Origin of the sequence: Listeria ivanovii subsp. londoniensis (assembly GCF_000763495.1) — a bacterium.
Classification (GTDB): Bacteria; Bacillota; Bacilli; order Lactobacillales; family Listeriaceae; genus Listeria; species Listeria londoniensis.
Map to the genome: position 1 here is coordinate 2,844,205 of NZ_CP009576.1, position 21,100 is coordinate 2,865,304.

Genomic DNA, 21,100 nt, shown 5'->3' on the forward strand with positions numbered 1-21,100 from the left:
CCTCCTTACGATTCTTTTTTAAGCAAGTTCTCTTTCTCGAACGATTGTTTTCATACGGGCAATTGCTTTACGGACCTCACGAATACGTGCGGTGTTTTCTAATTGACCAGTAGCTAATTGAAAGCGCAGGTTGAAGAGCTCTTCTTTCAAAGCTTTTTCTTGATCTTGGATTTCGGTAGTGGATAAATCACGAATATCATTAGCTTTCATTTGCTTCACCACCAATTTCTTCACGTTTAACGATCTTAGTTTTGACCGGCAGTTTATGTGCTGCTAGACGTAATGCTTCACGCGCTACATCTTCAGGAACACCTGCGATTTCAAACATAATTTTGCCACGTTTGACTGGGCTTACCCAACCTTCCGGAGCACCTTTACCTTTACCCATCCGAACCCCGATTGGTTTAGAAGTGTAAGATTTATGAGGGAAAATTTTAATCCAAACTTTACCGCCACGTTTCATGTAACGAGTCATTGCGATACGAGCTGCTTCGATTTGACGGTTTGTAATCCAAGAAGCTTCAACTGCTTGAAGACCGTATTCACCAAATGCAACTTCAGTTCCGCCTTTCGCGCGTCCACGCATGTTTCCACGGAATTCACGACGGTATTTTACACGTTTAGGAACTAACATTATTATTTTCCTCCTTCCACATTGTTTTTCTTCGTAGGAAGGACTTCGCCACGGTAGATCCAGACTTTAACGCCTAGTTTACCATAAGTTGTGTCAGCTTCTTCCCATGCGTAGTCGATATCGGCACGCAATGTATGAAGAGGTACTGTTCCTTCGCTATAGTGTTCAGCACGAGCGATATCCGCTCCGCCAAGACGACCAGATACTTGAGTTTTGATACCTTTTGCTCCAGCACGCATAGTACGTTGGATAGCTTGTTTTTGCGCACGACGGAAAGATACACGACCTTCCAATTGACGAGCGATATTTTCAGCAACCAATTTTGCGTCTAGGTCAGCACGTTTGATTTCTACGATGTTGATATGAACACGTTTTTGAGTAAGTTCGTTTAAGTTTTTGCGTAATGCTTCAACTTCTGAACCACCTTTACCGATAACCATACCAGGTTTAGCAGTATGAATTGTGATATTCACACGGTTAGCTGCACGTTCGATTTCTACACGAGAAACAGAAGCGTCAGATAGACGTTTTGCAACATAATCACGGATGCGTAAATCTTCATGTAAGAAGTCCGCATAATCTTTTTCCGCGTACCATTTGGAGTCCCAATCACGGATGACACCGATACGCATACCTATTGGATGTACTTTTTGACCCACGAATTATCCCTCCTTCACTTCAGATACCACAACTGTAATGTGGCTAGTACGTTTGTTAATTGCACTTGCACGACCTTGTGCACGGGGACGGAAACGTTTAAGTGTTGGACCTTCGTCAACAAATGCTTCCTCAACTACAAGGTTGTTAATGTCTAAATCATAGTTATGCTCTGCGTTAGCAATAGCGGATTTTAATACTTTTTCAATAATTGGGGAAGCTGATCTTGGAGTATACTTCAAGATTGCAATTGCTTCGCCAACTTGCTTGCCTCGAATTAAATCAATGACGATTCTAGCTTTGCGAGGAGCAATACGAACCGTTTTGGCAACGGCTTTTGCGCTTGTAACTTCACTTGCCATTAGGATATCCTCCTCTCAAATTAGCGTTTAGTTTTTTTATCGTCGCCCGCATGACCGCGGTACGTACGAGTTGGTGCGAATTCGCCCAGTTTGTGTCCTACCATATCTTCTTGAACATAAACAGGAACGTGTTTACGTCCATCATATACTGCGATTGTTTGTCCAACAAAAGTTGGGAAAATCGTGGAGCGACGAGACCAAGTTTTAATTACTTGTTTCTTTTCGCTTTCTGCTGCTGCTTCCACTTTCTTCATCAAGTGGTCATCAACAAAAGGTCCTTTTTTCAAACTACGACCCATGACGGAACCTCCCTTCGCATAGTCAGGAAGCTAAGAACGCTTGTCCTCGCTATCCTGCTACCAATTTTATTCAATCTATTAATCCGATTATTTTTTCTTACGACGACGTACGATAAATTTATCGGAGTTGTTATTTTTCTTACGTGTTTTGTATCCAAGAGTTGGTTTACCCCATGGAGACATTGGCGATTTACGACCGATTGGAGCTTTACCTTCACCACCACCGTGTGGGTGATCATTCGGGTTCATTACAGACCCACGAACAGTTGGGCGTTTACCCATCCAACGAGAACGACCTGCTTTACCGATGTTGATAAGTTCGTGTTGTTCGTTACCTACTTGACCGATTGTAGCGCGACAAGTGGAAAGGATCATGCGAACTTCACCAGAGTTTAAGCGGATTAATACGTATTTGCCTTCTTTACCAAGCACTTGAGCACTTGTTCCAGCTGAACGTACTAGTTGTCCACCTTTACCAGGTTTCATTTCGATATTGTGGATAACAGTACCCACTGGAATATCTTTTAATTCTAGTGCATTACCGATTTTGATGTCGGCTTCTGCTCCTGAATAAATTGTTTGACCTACTTCAAGGCCTTTTGCTGCGATGATGTAGCGTTTTTCTCCATCAGCATAGTTGATTAGAGCAATATTAGCAGAACGGTTTGGATCGTACTCGATTGTTGCAACGCGTCCTGGAATACCATCTTTGTTACGTTTGAAATCAATCACGCGGTATTGGCGTTTATGGCCACCGCCGTGATGACGAACAGTTAACTTACCTTGGTTATTGCGTCCGGCTTTCTTTTTAAGAGGACGTAGTAAAGATTTTTCTGGAGTACTTGTAGTAATCTCAGCAAAATCTGAACTAGTCATATGCCGGCGCCCGTTTGTGGTAGGTTTATACTTTTTGATCGCCATTGTTTCCCCTCCTCGTTAGATTTATTTAAAAGTTAGACGAATTACACTTCAAAGAATTGAATTTCTTTGCTGTCAGCTGTAACAGTAACAATCGCTTTACGGCGTTTGTTAGTGTAACCTGCATAACGGCCCATACGTTTAAGTTTGCCTTTGTAATTCATTACGTTTACTTTAGCAACTTTTACGTCAAAAATTTCTTCAACTGCGTATTTCACTTGCGTTTTAGTTGCGCGAGTATCTACTTCAAAAGTATATTTCTTATCGTCGAGAATGCTTGTAGATTCTTCAGTTACAACTGGGCGCTTAATGATGTCGCGTGCATCCATTATGCGAGCACCTCCTCTACTTTTTCGACAGCTGCTTTAGTGATAATTAACTTATCATGTTTAGCAACTTCTAGTACTGAGATACTTTCAGCCGGAATAACTGTAATGCCTTGTAAGTTGCGTGCAGATAATTCTACATTTTCACTTTCACCAGCAACTACGATTAGTGCCTTAGTATCTACAGAGATATTTTTAAGAAAAGCCGCAAATTCTTTTGTTTTAGGAGCATCGAAAGTTAAACCTTCAAGTACTACTAATTTTTCTTCATTTACTTTAGAAGAAAGAATTGATTTAATCGCTAAACGACGAACTTTCTTAGGTAATTTGTAAGCATATGAACGAGGTGTTGGGCCGAATACGACACCACCGCCACGCCATTGTGGGGAACGGATTGAACCTTGGCGGGCACGACCTGTACCTTTTTGACGCCATGGTTTACGTCCGCCACCACGTACTTCTGAACGATTTTTTACTTTGTGAGTCCCTTGACGTAGGGATGCACGTTGGCTCAAAATCACATCAACAACAACTTTTTCATTTGGTTCGATACCGAAAACAGTGTCGTTTAAAGTAATTTCGCCAGCGTTTGTTCCATCTTGTTTAAGTAAGCTTAATTTTGGCATTCGTTAGTCCTCCTTTCCAAATAAATTATTTTGCTTTAGTAGCAGTTTTAATTTGAACTAATGCTTTTTTAGCGCCTGGAACGTTACCTTTTACTAAAAGAACGTTCTTTTCAACGTCTACTTTAACGATTTCTAGGTTTTGGATAGTGATTTGTTCTCCACCCATACGACCTGGAAGTAGTTTATTTTTGAAAACACGGTTAGGTGCTACTGGACCCATTGAACCTGGGCGACGATGGTAACGAGAACCATGGGCCATAGGGCCGCGTGATTGTCCGTGGCGTTTAATAACACCTTGGAATCCTTTACCTTTCGATACGCCTGTCGCGTCGATGATGTCACCTTCTGCGAATACGTCTACTTTTACTTCTGCACCAATCTCATACTCGTCTAAGTTTACATCGCGGAATTCGCGAATGAAGCGCTTAGGAGTAGTATTGGCTTTTGCTACATGACCTTGTTCGGGTTTGTTTGACAATTTTGCTCTCTTATCTTCGAAACCGATTTGCACAGCTTCGTAGCCATCAGTTTCAACAGTTTTCTTTTGAAGTACCACGTTTTGTGCTGCTTCGATAACTGTTACTGGAATAAGTTCGCCGTTTTCAGTGAAAACTTGTGTCATCCCTACTTTTCTACCTAAGATTCCTTTGGTCATGAGTCACACCTCCTGTTAATTTAATATATTCTTATTATAGTTTGATTTCGATGTCCACACCGCTTGGTAAGTCTAAACGCATCAAGCTATCAACTGTTTGTGGTGTTGGATTAACGATGTCGATTAAACGTTTGTGTGTACGCATTTCGAATTGCTCACGAGAATCTTTATATTTGTGGACCGCACGCAAGACTGTGTAGATTGACTTCTCTGTTGGAAGTGGAATCGGACCAGATACGGAAGCACCTGAGCGTTTCGCTGTTTCTACAATCTTTTCTGCTGATTGATCCAAAATACGGTGATCATACGCTTTTAAACGAATACGAATTTTTTGTTTTGCCATTACTTTCCCTCCTTTTCGCCTACTTTCAAAGTAGACATTCTCCGTGAAAATTACCTGAACATCCGCCATGGCAAAGCGGCCGGGTGTGTCAGCAACCTTTCACTTCATCACATGGGCATTCCCGGCAATACCGGGGTGCTCGTTGCCAAAAGGGCAGACCAATGCCTGTCCATTTGCACTTTATCTATTATACACGGGTTAAGCATAGTAATCAACCGCTTTTCGAAAAAAGTTTTAAGTTACTTTTACCGGACTGTTTATAATAGAAAAAATAAGAAATAAATATAATGAAATATAGCTCTACATAAGGATTTCATACCACAAAAAATATCCGTAAAAAAATCCGGATATTTTATGTTGTTCGCAATACTATCAAACCTATCGTTAAAAGAACCATTACGAGACCAGCAATCAAATCTCCTATATGCCAGTGCAGTATTCGAAATCGAGTTCTCCCTTCGCCACCTTGGTATCCTCTCGCTTCCATCGCATCAGCTAATTCTTCTGCTCGGTTAAAGGAACTAACGAATAGCGGAATGAAAATCGGGACTACAATTTTCATTTGTTCAAATAAATTCCCCTCACCAAAGTCCACGCCACGCGCCCGCTGTGCTTTCATAATCTTGTCTGTTTCACCCATGAGTGTTGGAATAAAGCGCAGCGCAACCGAAATCATTAACGCAATGTCATTCACCGGCACTTTTACGACAGCAAAAGGTCGAAGGATATACGCAATTGCATCAGTTAAATTCATTGGTGTTGTGGTTAGTGTAATTACTGTAGACATCATAATAATTAGTACAAATCGCAAAAATACAAATATCCCATTCAAAAGCCCAAATGACGAGATTGTAAACGGACCCCAGTCAAAGAAAATAGTACCACCACTTGTAAATAAAATTTGCATAACAACCGTAAATAAAATTAACCAAATTAACGGCTTAACACCTTTAATAAATACTTTTAATTTAATTCCGGTCATTTGAATAACCATTAGCGTGAATAGAACCATTAAAGCATAGGTCCACCAATTATTCGCTAAAAATAAAATACCAATATAATAAAAGCCCGCGAGTAGCTTTGTCCGCGCATCAAGACCATGAATCAGGGACTCCCCTGGCACAAAACGACCTAATATTAATTTTTCTATCATCCAAAGAAGCCCCCTTTATTCAAACCAACTGCTGAAGTACAATACTCACTGCCATCAAGATTGTCAAAGTCGCATTAATCAATACGAAGTTGCGAATTCCAATGACAAACGTTTTTGACTTTACTTGCTCCTTATTGAATTTAACTAAATTGCGATAAACCGGATAGGCTACTAACAGCGAAAGTAACATGATAGGATGCAAGAAACCAACTATAACCGAAACTACCACTGCTAAAAACGATGCATAATACAAACCATTAAATAAAATGATGCCCATTTTTCTACCTATATAATAAGGTAGTGTGTAACGATGGTTTCTAATATCTTCGTCTAAATCACACAAATTATTCGCCAACATGATATTTGCAATCGTGAAAATACACGGTAAGGATACCACACCTATTCGAATGATTTCTATTAAATTGAACTGAATAGTTACCAATTCTCCTTGCCACAGTAAATTAGCAATTCCAGCATCATAGGCGTTGACATAAACAGCAAGAAAAAATATCCCAAATCCCATCGTTACTCCGGAAAAAATTTCACCGAGCGGCATGCGTGAAAGCGGTACTGGGCCAAATGTATATAGAATTCCTATACAAAAACACACAAAACCGATTAAAAGTACAAGTAAATCAGTCCGAACAACTAGCCACACACCTAACCCTGTTGCGATAAAAAACATCAGAAAAATGGTGATGATTACTGTTCGTTCAGAAATCCGTTCTTGTCCAATAACATTACTCGTCGTCCGATAATCATAATCGTGATTATCGGTCGCTTTGCGGTAATCCATATAATTATTTATCGCTGTTGTAGTTAAATCAAATATTAACATAGAACCAAAAAAAATTAATGTATTAACTGGTTTGAAAAGATCATATTGATAGACAACAAACAGCGTCCCTAACATAAATGGGAATACGCTAGCAATCTTAGTTTGGATTTCCACTAATTTTAAAAAAGATGGAATCGACATAATCCCTTTTTAACCCCTTTCTGACATAAAGTGAGCAGATTCAAGAAAAGTTCTGCCCACTTCCTTCTATATTAGATAGCTTTATTTCAATGTGTCCATTTCGAAATTTTTATCTGTTAATTCGAATTGCCCTTTTAATCCCGATGTTTCGTATACTTTCTTATCTTTACTAATGAAAATTGCGTCTACACCATCAAATTGTTCAATGTAGTCCATTCCTCCTTTAATTCCTTTGGAGAAAGTGGCAGTGGACAGGCCATCGCCATCGATTGATTTTTTAGATACTATGGAAACACCAGCGATATCGTTGTCGAACGGATAACCTGTTTTCGGATCTAAAATATGGTGATAAGTTTTTCCGTCTACTTCTAAATATCGTTCATAAATACCTGATGTAACAATCGACATGTTAGCTTCTGGAAGTTTCCCAATCACACTACCGCGCGGGGAAAATGGATCCTGAATACCAACATTCCATTTGTTTCCATTTGGATTATTTCCTTGAACGTAAATATTTCCACCTAAATCAATAATCGAAGTTGTTACTTTATTTTCTTTAAATATTTTTAGTGTTTCATCAGTAATGTAACCTTTAGCAATAGCTCCTAAATCTAGTTCCATTCCTTCTTTTTCGAGATAAACGGTTTTATCTTTATCATTCATGGTAACGTCTTTGTAGTTAATTAATGGTAAAACAGCATCGATTTCTGCTTGCGAAGGTTTACGGGCATCAGAAAAACCAATATGCCATAAAGAAGTTAGCGGACCAACAGTAATATCAAAGCTACCGCCAGAATTCTCCGAGTACTTAAGACCTTCTTGAATTAAGTAGTAGACATCATCTGAAACTTTTACTGGTTTCTTTCCAGCTTGTTCGTTGATTTTATCTACTTCGGATGTTTTTCCAGAATCACTTGTAGTAATTTTAGCAGCTAATTCTTTAATTCGATCAAAACCTTTATCAAGAACTGCTTCTTTGTCTTTATCGTAAATTTTTAGTGTAACAACCGTCCCCATAAGGAAGTCCGTTTTTGAGTATGGTTGATCCATTAAGTTTTTCGAATCGCTTGGTTCTTTCGTTGTCTCCTCTTTGGCATTTCCACAAGCCGACACAATGAGCGCCAACATCATTATCGAAAGTATCATTTTCCATTTTTTCATTAGCTTTTACACCTTTCTAATCATGATCTTTACTTGAACAACTATAGCGTAATTGCAGGAATAAATCTACAGTAAAATGGGGTAATCCCTTGTTTTTTGATAAAAAAAGCGGCTAGCCCAAGAATATGGACCAGCCGTTTTGTACGTTTCTTTGCAAAAATTATTCAGCTTCTACTAGGTTGTACACTTTGATTGTATCAGTGTCGCCATTTTGAGCTGCATTTTCAAGTTGTGCAGCGTAGATTTTGAATTGGTTAGAAGAGTTAGTAGCTCCAGAAACTGTATCTACTTCAGCAGGGCTTTGTTTGTCTACTAGAGATTTGTTAAGTGCTGGAATATACTCAGCTGGACCAGTACCAGATTTAGCTTTCATGTTTTTCTCGTAGTCAGCATCGTCTGATTTAAGGTTACCATCTTTATCAACATAGTTGTAATCAGATTTAGTGATTTTGCCATCTTTTACGTCAATGCTGAATACTACACGGTAATCATGTGCGTAATTTTGTTCTTCTAATTTGTATGTTCCATCTTCCATTTCAGCTAAGTTGTTGATGGAAATTGTAGTTGTATCAGCTTTTTGAGCTGCTTGAATTAATTGGTTGGCGTAGTTGATGAAAGCGTCAGAAGAATGAGTTGCTCCTGAAACTACTTCTACAGATGCTGCTGCTTGATTTTTAACTAAAGAATCGCTTAGTTGTTTCAAGTATTCTTGAGGACCAGTTCCTACTTTGTCTTTCATAGCTTTTTCGTAGTCTGCATCTTCAGATTTTAATTTACCATCTTTATTTTTGTAATCGTAGTTAGCTTTTGTAATTTTGCCATCTTTCACTTCGATGGACATAAATGCTTTCCAGCCTTTGTCATCGTAATTTTTTTCTTCTAATTTGTAAGTACCGTCAGTCATAGTACCATCAGTTTTTGCTGTTTTCTTTGTTTCTGTTTGTTTTGTGTCTGTGTCCTTCTTATCTTTGCTGCTGTCGTCGCTACTACCGCAACCTACTAGTAATAAACTTGAAGCCATTACTACGGTAATACCCATTGCTACTTTTTTCAATTTCATATTTGCTCCCACCTTTTGTTTTATTAAAACGTTGATTGTGATAACGTGAACACAAACGGATAGTTTGCGAAAGCGATATCACTTTTACAATACAAATGATACCATCAGCGCTCGCTTTTGTCTACTGTAATTCTAAAGACATAATTTATCTAATTTTCTAAATAATGACTATTGATGTATAAAGCAATAGTCAAACCATGATTTATCAGGTAAATTGCAAACAAAAATGTCGAAAAACCTAGATAAAACAAGGACTTTATAACTGCTTAATTTTATCCTATTTGCATAAAGACCTATTTTTTACTTTTTAGATTAGAATTGTTCTATACTATCTAGACATTAGTAGTAGGTTTCTGTTAAACTATGATAGGTTATATTAATACTGTGGGGAATTTTGGACTCATTTTATTTTTGTGAATAAACTTACAAGGAGTTGAGGAAGCATATGCCTGAAAAGAATATTGTTTTAATTGGGGCAGGATATGCAGGTGTACACGCTGCTAAGAAATTAGCTAAGAAATACAAGAAAGACAAAGACGTTAATATTACATTAATCGATCGTCATTCGTACCATACAATGATGACTGAACTTCATGAAGTTGCTGGCGGTCGCGTTGAACCAACAGCAGTTCAATATGATTTACGTCGTTTGTTTAATAGAACAAAGGTTAATCTTGTAACTGATAACGTGACACATGTAGATCATGATAAAAAGATTGTAACAACAGAACACGGGAGCTATCCATTTGATTACCTAGTACTTGGTATGGGCGGCGAACCTAATGATTTCGGGACACCTGGTGTAAGCGACAATGGTTTCACACTTTGGTCTTGGGAAGATTCTGTTAAGTTACGCAAACATATTGAAGAAACTGTAACGAAAGCATCTCTTGAACAAAACGTTGAAAAACGCAAAGCAATGCTATCTTTCGTTGTTTGTGGATCTGGATTTACTGGTATCGAAATGGTTGGGGAACTTTTAGAATGGAAAAATCGTTTAGCTAAAGACAATAAAATTGATCCTTCTGAAATTAAATTAGTTGTCGTAGAGGCAGCTCCAACTATTCTTAACATGCTAGAAAGAAGAGACGCTGACAAAGCAGAACGTTATATGGTTAAAAAAGGTATTGAAATCATGAAAAATGCTGCCATCGTTGAGGTTAAACCCGACAGCATCGTTCTTAAATCTGGCGAAGAAATTCCAACAAGTACATTAATCTGGACTGCTGGTGTTCGTGCTAACTCTGATACAAAAGATTACGGCATGGAAGCTGCTCGTGCAGGACGTTTGAAAGTAAACCAATATATGGAAGCAGAAGGCCTTAAAGACGTGTATGTTGTTGGTGACCTTGCTTACTTTGAAGATGAAGAAGGCAAACCGACACCGCAAATCGTTGAAGGTGCTGAACAAACTGCTTTAACTGCAGCGAAAAGCATCATCGTTGAAATGAGCGGTACTGGTGAAAAAGAAGCCTTCCAAGGTAAATACCACGGAGTTATGGTTTCTATTGGAGCTAAGTACGGGGTTGCTCACCTTGGTGGAATGCACCTTTCTGGTTGGTTCGCTATTTTAATGAAACATATGGTTAACCTTTATTACTTCTTTGGTATTCGTAGTGGATATTACATGTGGCAATATATTATGCATGAATTCTTCCACATTAAAGACCACCGTAATATTTTCCGTGGCTGGACTTCTCGTTACGGTAACGTACTTTGGACACTTCCATTACGCGTTTATCTAGGTTGGTTCTGGATTGACGAAGCTCTTTCTAAAATCTACGGCGAAACAACTTGGGATAAAGTAAGTATTACGAATTTAAAACCATTATTTAATGGTGTTGGTTCTGATTCTTGGTTAACTGCTACAACTTCTAAAATGCCATTCGAATGGTTACAAACTTCTGCTACATCTGGCGCAAGTCAAGCTGCTGGGGATGCTGCTGGTGCGGCTGCAACAAACGTAACTACACCAATTCTTAGTCATATGCCTGGTTGGTTTGAATGGATTATGAAACTTCTAATGCCAAACCTTGATGTTGCACTAGTTATGCAAAAAGTAGTTCCTTTTGTTGAACTTGCAATTGGTCTTGCTATGGTCGTTGGTCTATTCACTTGGCTTGTAAGTATCGGAAGTGCCGGATTCCTAGTAATGTTCACTCTAAGCGCTATGCTTGGTTGGGACAAATTCTGGGCGTTACCAGCTTCTATCGCACTTCTAAATGGTGCTGGACGTACATTCGGTCTTGATTACTGGGCTGTTCCTTGGTTCCAAAAACATCTTGGTCATTGGTGGTACGGAAAACCAAAATCTGTTTATAGAGACAAATAAAATAACTACTAGTAAAATTTAAATAAAAAATCGGGAGTGCATCCAAAAGCCATTTTTGGCATAGGAGGTGCTTCCGTTTTTATTATTTGTTCGTTTTCTGAACTTTTTCCTATTATATTTGAGCGATATCCTTTAAAATAGGATTTGGATACGACATTTGAAAAGGAGGCAATGTGGTGAAGAAGTATTTATACATGGTGAAACGATGGGATATTATCATTATTTTATCTCTTTGTGTGCTTTCCTTTTTGCCGATTGCTATTTTTTCCTATGTTAAAGCAAATGATCCGGCTCCTGCTAGCGGAAAAACAGAACTTATTGCTGTTATTTCGGTTGATAGCAAAGAATACAAAACCGTCACACTCACAGGGCATAAGGGGACTGACAGCTTTGATGTGAAACAATCCGATGGGCATTCTAATACTATCGAGGTTTCAGGCGAAGAAATCCGGATTAGCAAGGCGAACTGTAATGATCAAGTTTGCGTTCGAACTGGTGCCATTGACAAGCAAGGGGATACAGTCGTTTGCCTGCCGCATAAATTAGTAATAGAAGTAAAAGCGAGTGATGGGAGTTCAGGTAATTCAGATGACCCAATTATTTCTTCCTGACCTTATCCTCTAATAGATAGGAAAGTGTTTCTATGACAAAAAACAGACGATTAGTATATATAGCGCTACTTGCCGCACAAGCAGTTGTTATAAGTTTGCTGGAACGTGCAATTCCGTTTCCATTTGCATTTGCACCTGGAGCGAAACTTGGGCTTGCTAATATTATTACTTGTATTTCACTCTATACATTATCAGCAAAAGATACATTTATGATTATTTGTATTAGACTCGTATTATCAACTTTGCTTGGTGGAACCATTTCTACATTTATGTATAGTGCTGCGGGAGCAATACTCAGTTTTCTCGGCATGTGGCTAGTGCAACAACTTGGACCGAAACGCGTTAGTATCATCGGTGTTAGTGTGACCGGTGGAATTTTGCATAATGTCGGTCAGCTCGTTATCGCAAGTTGGATTGCAGGTACTTGGTCAGTTATGCTTTACTTACCAGTACTATCATTTATCGGTATTCTTTCTGGAATTGCAGTAGGAATAGCGGCAAACTATTTACTGAAAAATGTTCAAACTTTGCGCATGTTCGCTGATGCAAAACAAAATCAAGCAGCAACACTAAAATAATTTTCTAAAAGGAGTTCAATATGCAACTTCATGCTATGTGGGATGAGTATCCTGCACTTTCCAATGATTTAAAAGAAGTCTTACAAACAATTGAAAAAAACATTCAAATTCGCGATAAACATGTCGAGCAAAATGTAAAAGATTTAATTCATGCTGGCGGGAAATTACTTCGCCCTGCTTTTGCACTACTTTCCGCTCAAACTGGACCTGACTTTGATAAAGACCGCGCTGTTTCGATTGCAGCAGCGCTAGAAGTCCTTCATATGGCAACGTTAATACATGATGATGTAGTGGATGATTCTCCTATGCGTCGTGGCATCCCAACCATTCATTCTAAATATGGTCGGAATTATGCTGTTTATACGGGTGATTACCTATTTTGCATTTGTTTCAAAATTTTATCTTCGCATTCTTCTTCCGTTGAAAATATTGAATTTAATAGTAAAAATATCGAAAAAATCTTGATGGGTGAACTGGACCAAATGCGTACAAGCTATAAAATGGACGTAACTGTACGCGAATATTTATCACGGATTTCTGGCAAAACGGCTCAACTTTTTGCTCTTAGTTGTTATTCTGGTGCCGCTGGTAGTAAAGCGTCTCGTATGACGGTTGCTAAATGTTACAATATTGGTCACTATCTTGGTATGGCTTTTCAAATAATTGATGATGTACTCGACTATACAAGTACTGATCAAGGCCTCGGAAAGCCCGTTTTAAATGATATGAAACAAGGAATTTATTCACTTCCACTTATTTATGCGATGAAAGGTCACTTGTCAGAATTCGAACCATTACTAGCACAAAAGCTTGATATGACAGATGCCGCATCCGAACAGGTTTTAGCACTTATTTCTAAATATAACGGTGTTGAGCAAGCATTTAAACTTGCAAATAAGTATACAAATAAAGCTCTTCGCGAGATTAAAAAGTTACCGGCTACTACCTATCGTGATGATATGTATCGCTTAACAAAAAGTATTTTAGACCGAGATATTTAACTTATTTAGAGCATCTCTCTTTAGCGAGTTTTGTTCTAAATTTTACCTTTAATTGTGAAAATACAAACATGAAGGCGTGATAAACGTGATTCGATTTTTCAAAATAGCCCTACCTCTACTTTTAGCTTGTTTTTTAGTTGCTTGTAGTTCAGCGAGTGGCAAAACAGAAGAAATTACTACTCCCATCAAAAAAAATCGAGATTTATCGATTGTCGAAACGACGGATGTTCATTATTTTAATCCGTCACTATCTGATGATGGGACTGCATTTAAAAAATACATTGCTGCTGGTGATGGTAAACAACTTGCTTACAGTGATGAAATAACCGATGCTTTTTTAGATGATGTCAAAGCAAAGAAGACAGATGTGCTAATAATCAGCGGAGACTTAACTAATAATGGCGAAAAAGCTAGTCATGAAGGATTAGCCAAGAAACTTACTGCTATTGAAAAAAACGGAACACAAGTATTTGTTGTTCCCGGAAATCATGATATCAATAATCCTTGGGCACGTAAGTTCGAAAAAGATAAACAACTACCGACTGATACGATTACTCCAAAAGATTTCAGTAAAATTTATGGTGATTTTGGCTATGATGATGCGATTTCTAGCGATGACTTTTCACTGAGTTATTTAGCTGCTCCTTCATCTAAAGTTTGGCTGTTGATGCTTGATACTGCGATCTATAAAACAAATATGCAACAAGGCACGCCAACAACAGAAGGTGGACTAACAGCAGGAACATTAGACTGGATTAAAGAATGTAGTGCTCTAGCTCGAAAAAATGGCGCAAAGCTTATTCCAGTAATGCATCACAATTTAACAGATCACAGCGATGTTATCCAAAAAGGTTATACGATTAACTATAATCAGCAAGTCATTGATACACTTGCAGCGGGCAATATGGACTTTTCTCTTAGCGGGCATATTCATACACAAAATATCCGTGCTGCCGAAAGTACTGATGGCAAAAAAATTACGGATATTGTGACTAATGCGCTATCTGTTTATCCGCATAAGTATGGTAATATCACTTACAATGCTGAAAAAGAAAATTTCACTTATCAGTCGCAAAAACTAGATATCGAAGGCTGGGCAAAAAAGAATGGTACAACGGATAAAAACCTACTGAATTTCGATGAGTTTGACTACGAAACTTTTTATAATAGTGGCTATGATAAAGCGATTGTCGATTTGATGACAAGTGAATCATTTAAATCCTATAGTCAATCTGACAAAGAAAAAATGGCCGATACAATGGGCTTAAATAATATGTATTTTTTTGCAGGTACCGCTCCACCCAAATCAGCAGGAATGGCACTATGGGATGATGCTCCTAATTCTTTTTTGAAAGATTATGTTTTGAGCACTTCTAACCCTCCAAAAACAAGTAATGATCATTATGTTAGTCCGTAATAGTGAAAAACCTGGTAACTCTTCTTGCAACCAGGTTTTTCACTATTTTCAGTTTGATGCCGCGGCTGCACTCGCTGCGGCTGCGGCACTTGCTGCAGCTGCTTGTTCCATTGCGATTAGGATGTGCACATTGACCATTAATCCTTCTAATTGTTCTTTACTCATCTGACCAGATTGTTTTTCCGTATACATACTTATTGCTAACGCTACAACAAATTCACGGCCAAATTTCAATCCCGGCTGTTGAGATAATTCATCAATTAAATTAACCAATCCCGAATCAATTTTCCGCCCATCCATCACAAACGCTAAAATCCCAATACTTGAGTAGTGTAGTGGTTTGATTTTAACTCCTTTTCGACGTAATTCTTCAACGACATTATCCACTTTTCTAATAAAGCCACTATTTTCTTCTCTATAAAGTAGCGTTCCAGTTGTTGCCAAAAATTGTAAACTATCATTTTTGCGGAACCCTTTATTTGCAAAGGCTTGAAAATAATATTCTGTGATGGCAGCCAATTTCGCCGTATCTTCTTCTGGCAAATTAGCTAAGAAAACCGCGGTCGTGACATCTTCACTTTTTGTTAAAAATGGATGGTCTTTTTTGAAAAGCTCGTGAATTTTTTTTGCTTTTCGGGCAACTTGGGCAGGTTTAGTAGATTCTAGTAATAAATAGGCAGCAAAATAAGTGTATTCTGTGCGTTTAAAGCCAGCATCAATTAGTGTATTGTAGTTGGAAATAACCTGGTTGATGCTCTCGGAACTAGCATTATCATTCGTCATTAAGAGTCCGGCTAAAGAAGCCCGAACATTGCCATTTAGTGCCGTAAAGAACCCCAATTGACGCTTGATTTCTTTGTTGATTTCGCTGAATTTTTCTGGATTAATCACATCATTATTCCCTGCGAAAAGCCGAGCAATCAAAAATCGAATACGTTTATCAATAAAACTCACACCACTCGTTTTGACTAAATCGTAATTTTTCATTAATAGCTTTGTTGCTTTTTCACTTTCAAAAATATATTCAGAATCCATGGTTACACTCCTTTTATATCAGTATTTACTTTATTATATCGTATATAGGAGTAATACACTAAAATTCATAAAAAATCTAGGAATACAAAGATTCCTAGATTACGATTTATAAATTCATTCCCAGTAGCGGGATTCGCGGTGTGTATTTTTCAACTAGTCCTCGGTTATGCTCATCTGCATTTTCGATGTTTCCACTAATAAATACTGGTGGTGTGAAATTATCATTTACCATTTTTTCAATTGCTTCTGCGAAAACAGCTTGTAAAATGGCTGCACCGGTTACGGTTGAAGTAGGTGCAAATGGAATATCAAAGCTAGCCGATTTTAGAACTGCATCCCCTTTTACTGCGCCGTTGTCAATAACGATATCACCAGTGTCGGATAAACGTTTTCCTGATGTATGGCGGGATTTTTGGCTCGTTGAATATTGAAGTGAAGTGATAACGATGATGAAAGCTCCTTTTTCACGGGCGATTTCTGCTACGTCGATTGGTACAGGATTCCGTCCTGATGTAGATAGCACAATCATAACATCTCCTGGACGAATATTCTCTTCCATCATGAATGTTTTTGCATAATCGTTTTTTCGTTCAAGTACAGAAGATGCAGCCGCGCCCTCGTGTAACATTAATGGCTCATGCAAAATTGGGTGAATTGCCGCAAGTCCTCCAGCTCGGTAAAATACTTCTTCGGTCAAAATGTGCGAATGACCACAACCAAATAAATGTATTATCCCATCATTTTCAATCGCTTCAGCAACTTTTTCTCCTGCTTCTTTTACGTAGTCGGCTTCATTATCAAGAATATTTTCAAGCATACGAATGGTAATATCAATATAATTGTTAATCATTTATTTCTCCTCCAATGCAGCCATGATTTTCTCGATTTCTTCTGGTTTCGTTCTTCCAGTCGTTTTATCAATTGTTTTTCCAAAAATATGTGGCATATAAAAAGGAATGCCGGTTTCTTTTATGGCTGTAGTTATTTCGTAAATATTTTCCGCGCCGATTCCGCCAGCTGGCTCGATACCATAAATCCCTTTGTCAGCAGCTACTTTTGTTAAATAAATAAGTTCGTCTAAATGCTTAGTGCCTTCAATGCTCATAAACTTAATGGAAGGAATGCCAGCAGAAAGGCAATAATCTACGGCTTTTTCGGCAGTAATTTCATCACCAGAAGATAATTTTACGATACCAATTTTCCCGGTCGGACGAACTAGAGCATTTGTGTAGGTTTCTGGTAGTAATTGGTTCGTTAAGCCTGCTGTTTCTATCGGCTGGTTGATGTGACAATCTGGATTTAGGCGAGCAATATGAAGAACATCGCGCCAGTTATTCCAATCACCGCCGCCACCTAGACCAACACTCACAACTTCCGCTACTGCGTGTAATTCATTCATTGCCTTTGCAGCTTCTTCGGCAGTCTCATAGTTGGTTGCAACAATTCCCGGAACCGCGTAACCACGTGCGGCATCCATTACTTCTTTCCCATTTTCTTTATCTTTTGCTAAAAAATTAAATAGCGCAAAATCATTCCATTTCGGTAAATTTTCGAATTTTTTCTCGTTCAATTTTTATCAACTCCACACATGTTTTTAACGTTTTTTCAATTAAGTATTCGCCTTTTTTAGCCGTTGCTAAGGTTGCTTCTCCTAGAACGGCTGTCTTGGTGAAGTTTTGCCACGGCGTTGGGGTGTAATCTGCATCAATTGGTAAAATTGGCGGATCATCAATTGCCCGATTCATATCCGCGTTTTCTGGAGATAGGTAGAGCATGAGCGATGTTTCAATTTCACAAGCATGAATATAAGTGTGATGGTTTGCTTTGCCCTCTCTTACGTCCATCGCAAGTTTTTGGATATTAGGATAAAAAATATGCAAGGTAATCATGTCCGGAAACTTAGCATATAATTCTCGAGCTGCATCTTTTAATGCCGCCATATTTCCAAGGTGGCCACTTACCGGAACAAATAAACGAAACCCTTGCCGGTAAAGACTTTCTCCAATTTCGACGACCATTTTCGTGACCGTTTCATTGGATACAGTTAGGCTTCCAGGGAAATCTTGTAAGCTCCAAACTTGGCCATAAGGTAACACAGGAAGTACAAAAGCATTTGTTTCGGCGGCGATTTTAGCAGAATATTCTGACGCTAAAATGTTGTCCGTTCCAAGTGGCAAATGTGGCCCGTGCGCTTCAACAGCTCCGATTGGTAAGATTACTGGCGTTGTTTTTGTGATTTTCGCACCAATATCAAATGAATTTTCATCTGCATATAACACAAATTTCGCCTCCTATTTTTTGAATGTAAAACATCTTGCTGGGTTATCTACGAAGAATTTTTGGACTAATTTTTCTCCATCAAAGCCTTTTTCGTTCGCTTCATCAATAAAACGAGGAACCCATTTTTTGGCAATGTATTCAAGACCTGGTCCGTAACCATAATGTTTATAATAGGTTTTCCGCGCGGTATCGCCACTAACGAGAATTTGGTCTTCAAATCCTTCTGATACTAGATATAAAATCGCAGCAATTCGAGCACTTTCTGGAGCATATTTAATTTTGGCAATTCCATCAAATGACATGAAAGCACCTGTTTTTGCAACTTGTTTGTGGTAATAAGGGTCTAAATTGCGATCCATATGTCCAATAGAAAGATATTCGAGATTGACATTTTCTTGTTTTAAAATTTCGATTTGTTCTAAAGCCATTGTTCCTGCTTCCGTATGCGAATGGATTGGCGCTTTTGTCTCGTGGTGAGCTCTTGCAACGGCGCGTATCGTCTTTTCTTCTAAAGGGGTAATCATATTGTAGCCTGTCCCAAATTTCACCTGACCGGCCTTGTATCCAGTTCCTTCAAGTCCATGTTCTACTTCATTTACGACAAATTCCGTTAATTTTTTGATAGATGTTGCTTCAATCCAATCATAGTAAGTCTCAAAATCACCAATAATCGGTTTTAATTCTGGTTTGATTTTTCCGTCCCATAAGAAACTTTTATTAAAGCCAGCAGTTCCAATGATTTGAATTCCTGTTTCTTTGGAAATTTGAGCAACATCGTTAACACATCTACCGTAATCAACTGCAGTTGCATCAACAATGGTTTTTCCTCCTAAATCAACAAAGTCTTGTACATCTAATTGTGATTTTTCTTTATCATCTAAAAGTAAATCATCTGCGTTGCGTTCTTTCCAGTAAGCTGGAACACAGACTATATGTTCATGTGAGTAAGTGAACCCCAATTGGTCCGGCGTAATATCTCCATAAAAAGTACGAATAAAGCTCATTTTTTATAACTTCCTTTCAAAAAACCTCTTCCTCTTGAATGCTAGACAAGGAAGAGGTTTTGATTTTTACTTAAAAGAATAACTTCGCTAACATGCTAACAATTGGTCCAAGAATGAACATATCAGAATCGGCAGCCCACATCGCTGTATCCGGAACCGTCGTATTGATAAAGAAGGTTACCATGATATATTGACCCCAGGCGACAACCGTAGCTGTTAAGAATCCACCTATTAATGCACCTCTGACACCACCAGTTGAGTTACCGAACACCCCAGCAACAGCTCCGTGGAAAAAAAGTACAATCATCGTTGGCACGAATACATAGCCAACTGTATTTCCAAGTACTACTAACCAGATAATTGCTCCGATAAATGCTCCAACGAAACCGATAATTACCGAGTTTGGCGCATATGGATAAACAATCGGCGCATCTAACGCTGGTTTAGCTCCTGGAACAAGTTTTGTCGCAATCCCATTAAAGGCTGGTACGATTTCCCCAATAAACATCCGCACACCTACAAGTACAATCGCAATCCCTGCTGCAAAAGTAAATGATTGCACGATGGAATAAACGATGAAACTTTGATTACCAGCTTCCGCAATTAGTTTTTCTGCTCCTGGAGTTTTTTTCACCATCAGAATTACTGCTCCAACTACGAACAAAATCCCCATTGTAAGAGCGGTAATAACGTTGGAGTCCCTTAAAAACTCTAATTTCTTTGGTAAATTGATATGTTCTGCATCATTTTTCTTATTTCCAAATACTTTCCCAAGTAACGCGGATAAAATCGCAACACTGGAAGAAGTATGTCCTAACGCAACATTATCATTTCCGGTAATTTTACGTAGAAATGGTTGTGTAATCGCTGGTTGTAATGTCCAGTAAAGTCCCATGATAACTGCTAGGAAGAGTACAAGGCCCCAAAATGGTATGTCTCCGCCAACAGCTTGAACTGTAATCCCAGCAAAAATCGTCGTTGTCCAAAACATCATATGACCAGTTAAATAAATGTATTTAAATGGTGTAAATCTAGCTAATAATACGTTGACTAAAAATCCGAGTGTCATCGCAAGTGTAACGGCACTACCAAATTTTGCATTAAAAGCTTCTTGTCCTAAAAATCCTGCAAGCGGCGGCGTTTCTAGTCCAAATACTTCTTTCCACATCGGTTCAAAAATTCCGAGTGAACCAGTAATAACAGCGGCACCGGCATTAATAATTAAGAATCCGATAATAGCTTTGAAAGTTCCGCTAATAACTTGGCTTAAGTTTTTCTTTTGTAAAAGTAACCCAAGAAGCACGATAAATCCTAAAAGTATAGCTGGGGTTCCAAAAAAGTTATTGGCAATCCAAGTAATAATCTCCATTTTTTTCCCACCTTTTTATCTTAATTTAGTTATTTATTGCGGCAGATAACGCATTTTTAATTTCGGCATTATCAAAGTAGTTATTAACAATGATTACTTTGGCGCTTGTATCTGTTCCAAGTGTTTCTGCTAATTCTTGACTTGTCACAATAATATCCACATTCATCGAGCGAGCTGCTGAGACATCAATATGCTCTACATCCGCGTCCACTCCCATTTCACGTAAAACCGTTTCTACATTCATTCGTAAAATTAAACTAGTACCTTGACCAAGTCCACACACTGCTAAAATTTTCATGA

26 protein-coding genes are annotated in these 21,100 nt (G+C 38.4%); 5 read left to right on the forward strand and 21 right to left on the reverse strand.

The window, feature by feature from the left end:
• Positions 1–18 precede the first annotated feature (18 nt).
• The 14 genes from rpmC to pplA form a co-directional block, all read right to left on the reverse strand.
• Positions 19–210 carry a 50S ribosomal protein L29 gene (gene rpmC, locus JL53_RS14055; protein ID WP_003720942.1) on the reverse strand — a complete coding sequence of 64 codons (192 nt, stop codon included), beginning with the start codon at positions 208–210 and terminating at the stop codon, positions 19–21.
• Positions 200–634 (reverse strand): 50S ribosomal protein L16, encoded by a 435-nt coding sequence (gene rplP, locus JL53_RS14060; protein ID WP_003720943.1) that lies wholly within the window; start codon positions 632–634, stop codon positions 200–202. The genes rpmC and rplP overlap by 11 nt, the downstream gene beginning before the upstream one ends.
• 2 nt (positions 635–636) lie before the next feature.
• The gene (gene rpsC / locus JL53_RS14065; RefSeq protein WP_003720944.1) at positions 637–1,293 is read right to left on the reverse strand and encodes a 30S ribosomal protein S3; all 657 of its coding nucleotides are present in this window, start codon (positions 1,291–1,293) and stop codon (positions 637–639) included.
• A gap of 3 nt (positions 1,294–1,296) precedes the next feature.
• A complete protein-coding gene (gene rplV / locus JL53_RS14070; RefSeq protein ID WP_003727697.1) occupies positions 1,297–1,653 on the reverse strand; it encodes a 50S ribosomal protein L22 in 357 nt (118 codons plus the stop codon).
• Positions 1,654–1,673: 20 nt separating this feature from the next.
• Positions 1,674–1,952, reverse strand: a complete 279-nt coding sequence (gene rpsS, locus JL53_RS14075) for a 30S ribosomal protein S19 (RefSeq protein WP_003720946.1) — start codon at positions 1,950–1,952, stop codon at positions 1,674–1,676.
• Between the two features lie 87 nt (positions 1,953–2,039).
• Positions 2,040–2,873: a 50S ribosomal protein L2 gene (gene rplB, locus JL53_RS14080; RefSeq protein ID WP_014093813.1), complete on the reverse strand. Its 834-nt coding sequence runs from the start codon at positions 2,871–2,873 to the stop codon at positions 2,040–2,042.
• 41 nt (positions 2,874–2,914) lie between these two features.
• Positions 2,915–3,199 (reverse strand): 50S ribosomal protein L23, encoded by a 285-nt coding sequence (gene rplW, locus JL53_RS14085; RefSeq protein WP_003720948.1) that lies wholly within the window; start codon positions 3,197–3,199, stop codon positions 2,915–2,917.
• Complete coding sequence (gene rplD / locus JL53_RS14090) at positions 3,199–3,822, reverse strand: 50S ribosomal protein L4 (protein WP_003727695.1); 624 nt, start codon at positions 3,820–3,822, stop codon at positions 3,199–3,201. Before rplD ends, rplW begins: the two co-directional genes overlap by 1 nt.
• 25 nt (positions 3,823–3,847) lie before the next feature.
• Positions 3,848–4,477 (reverse strand): 50S ribosomal protein L3, encoded by a 630-nt coding sequence (gene rplC / locus JL53_RS14095; protein ID WP_012986496.1) that lies wholly within the window; start codon positions 4,475–4,477, stop codon positions 3,848–3,850.
• A 34-nt stretch (positions 4,478–4,511) separates the two neighbouring features.
• Positions 4,512–4,820 (reverse strand): 30S ribosomal protein S10, encoded by a 309-nt coding sequence (gene rpsJ, locus JL53_RS14100; protein ID WP_003720954.1) that lies wholly within the window; start codon positions 4,818–4,820, stop codon positions 4,512–4,514.
• 352 nt (positions 4,821–5,172) lie between these two features.
• Complete coding sequence (gene fmnA, locus JL53_RS14105; protein WP_038407933.1) at positions 5,173–5,973, reverse strand: FAD export ECF transporter transmembrane subunit FmnA; 801 nt, start codon at positions 5,971–5,973, stop codon at positions 5,173–5,175.
• Between the two features lie 19 nt (positions 5,974–5,992).
• Positions 5,993–6,952 (reverse strand): 1,4-dihydroxy-2-naphthoate polyprenyltransferase, encoded by a 960-nt coding sequence (gene menA / locus JL53_RS14110; protein WP_038407935.1) that lies wholly within the window; start codon positions 6,950–6,952, stop codon positions 5,993–5,995.
• A gap of 81 nt (positions 6,953–7,033) precedes the next feature.
• The gene (locus tag JL53_RS14115) at positions 7,034–8,113 is read right to left on the reverse strand and encodes an FAD:protein FMN transferase (protein ID WP_003720951.1); all 1,080 of its coding nucleotides are present in this window, start codon (positions 8,111–8,113) and stop codon (positions 7,034–7,036) included.
• Between the two features lie 160 nt (positions 8,114–8,273).
• Entirely contained in the window at positions 8,274–9,173 is a 900-nt protein-coding gene (pplA, locus tag JL53_RS14120) for an extracellular electron transfer flavoprotein PplA (protein ID WP_038407936.1), read from the reverse strand.
• Positions 9,174–9,618: 445 nt separating this feature from the next.
• Here pplA and JL53_RS14125 point away from each other — a divergent pair, with 445 nt between their 5' ends.
• The 5 genes from JL53_RS14125 to JL53_RS14145 all read left to right on the forward strand — a co-directional run bounded on the left by JL53_RS14125 (position 9,619) and on the right by JL53_RS14145 (position 15,112).
• Positions 9,619–11,505 carry an FAD-dependent oxidoreductase gene (locus tag JL53_RS14125; protein ID WP_038407937.1) on the forward strand — a complete coding sequence of 629 codons (1,887 nt, stop codon included), beginning with the start codon at positions 9,619–9,621 and terminating at the stop codon, positions 11,503–11,505.
• Between the two features lie 176 nt (positions 11,506–11,681).
• Positions 11,682–12,116: a flavin-based extracellular electron transfer system protein EetA gene (eetA, locus tag JL53_RS14130; protein WP_038407938.1), complete on the forward strand. Its 435-nt coding sequence runs from the start codon at positions 11,682–11,684 to the stop codon at positions 12,114–12,116.
• A gap of 32 nt (positions 12,117–12,148) precedes the next feature.
• Entirely contained in the window at positions 12,149–12,694 is a 546-nt protein-coding gene (eetB, locus tag JL53_RS14135; protein ID WP_038407939.1) for a flavinylation system FAD exporter subunit EetB, read from the forward strand.
• Positions 12,695–12,714: 20 nt separating this feature from the next.
• Positions 12,715–13,695 (forward strand): polyprenyl synthetase family protein, encoded by a 981-nt coding sequence (locus JL53_RS14140; protein ID WP_038407940.1) that lies wholly within the window; start codon positions 12,715–12,717, stop codon positions 13,693–13,695.
• An 85-nt stretch (positions 13,696–13,780) separates the two neighbouring features.
• Entirely contained in the window at positions 13,781–15,112 is a 1,332-nt protein-coding gene (locus JL53_RS14145; protein ID WP_038407941.1) for a metallophosphoesterase, read from the forward strand.
• Positions 15,113–15,160: 48 nt separating this feature from the next.
• Here the strand turns inward: JL53_RS14145 and JL53_RS14150 are convergent, their stop codons facing one another.
• From JL53_RS14150 to JL53_RS14180, 7 genes are all read right to left on the reverse strand, one after another.
• Positions 15,161–16,147 (reverse strand): DUF4003 family protein, encoded by a 987-nt coding sequence (locus JL53_RS14150; RefSeq protein WP_038407942.1) that lies wholly within the window; start codon positions 16,145–16,147, stop codon positions 15,161–15,163.
• A gap of 106 nt (positions 16,148–16,253) precedes the next feature.
• Positions 16,254–16,997, reverse strand: coding sequence for an SIS domain-containing protein (locus JL53_RS14155; protein ID WP_038407943.1), 744 nt, complete (start codon positions 16,995–16,997; stop codon positions 16,254–16,256).
• Positions 16,998–17,717: a KDGP aldolase gene (locus JL53_RS14160; RefSeq protein WP_038407945.1), complete on the reverse strand. Its 720-nt coding sequence runs from the start codon at positions 17,715–17,717 to the stop codon at positions 16,998–17,000.
• On the reverse strand, positions 17,677–18,426 hold the full coding sequence (locus JL53_RS14165; RefSeq protein WP_038407946.1) for a creatininase family protein: 750 nt from the start codon (positions 18,424–18,426) through the stop codon (positions 17,677–17,679). Before JL53_RS14165 ends, JL53_RS14160 begins: the two co-directional genes overlap by 41 nt.
• A gap of 12 nt (positions 18,427–18,438) precedes the next feature.
• Positions 18,439–19,431: a phosphotriesterase family protein gene (locus JL53_RS14170; RefSeq protein ID WP_038407948.1), complete on the reverse strand. Its 993-nt coding sequence runs from the start codon at positions 19,429–19,431 to the stop codon at positions 18,439–18,441.
• Positions 19,432–19,501: 70 nt separating this feature from the next.
• Positions 19,502–20,800, reverse strand: a complete 1,299-nt coding sequence (locus JL53_RS14175) for a PTS ascorbate transporter subunit IIC (RefSeq protein WP_003726308.1) — start codon at positions 20,798–20,800, stop codon at positions 19,502–19,504.
• A gap of 25 nt (positions 20,801–20,825) precedes the next feature.
• Positions 20,826–21,098, reverse strand: a complete 273-nt coding sequence (locus tag JL53_RS14180) for a PTS sugar transporter subunit IIB (RefSeq protein WP_003749745.1) — start codon at positions 21,096–21,098, stop codon at positions 20,826–20,828.
• Positions 21,099–21,100 lie beyond the last annotated feature (2 nt).